Source organism: Agrobacterium sp. MCAB5 (assembly GCF_052114365.1).
GTDB lineage: Bacteria > Pseudomonadota > Alphaproteobacteria > Rhizobiales > Rhizobiaceae > Agrobacterium > Agrobacterium tumefaciens.
The window spans coordinates 1-649 of record NZ_JBFREP010000125.1 but is presented as its reverse complement, the minus strand read 5'-3'; the positions used below and the strand labels follow the sequence as shown (position 1 = coordinate 649).

Sequence of the window (649 nt, the reverse complement as noted above, 5' to 3'; positions counted from 1 at the left end):
GATCCTCGCCATGTCGAGCGTGCAATGGAGAAGCAGGATAACGCTATTCGGAGAAGCTCCGGCAGAACGTCGGCTGCGAGCGATCCGTCAGCGGGATTGTCGGACGAACAGCGTCATGCGATCGAGCATATTACAGGGCCAGAACGCATCGCCGCTGTGGTCGGGTTTGCCGGTGCTGGAAAGTCCACCATGCTTGCAGCCGCTCGTAAGGCGTGGGAGGCTCAAGGCTATCAGGTCCATGGTGCGGCGCCGGCCGGAAAGGCAGCCGAAGGTCTTGAGGAAAGTTCCGGTATTCAAAGCCGCACCCTGGCGTCATGGTCTTACAGCTGGGACCATGGCCGGGATATGATCGGTCGCGGTGACGTGTTTGTCATTGACGAGGCCGGCATGGTCGGGAGCCGGCAGCTTGCCCGCTTTATCGGAGAAGCGGAAGAGCGCGGCGCAAAGATCGTTCTCGTCGGCGACCATGAGCAGCTGCAGGCAATCGGAGCCGGCGCACCCTTCAGGGCGATTGCCGAGCAGATTGGCCATGTCGAACTTTCGGGCATTCGCCGCCAGCGCCATGATTGGCAGAGACAGGCATCGGTTGCCTTTGCGACCCACAAGACGGCCGAGGGGCTGGCCGCCTATCGCGATCACGGCGACATCC

General features: G+C 61.9%; 1 protein-coding gene. It reads left to right on the top strand.

Translation table 11 applies throughout. From position 1 onward, the window contains the following. Window positions 1–649, top strand: a 649-nt coding sequence (locus tag AB4Z23_RS27740; protein ID WP_441361211.1) for an AAA family ATPase, incomplete at both ends; no start/stop codon positions are given.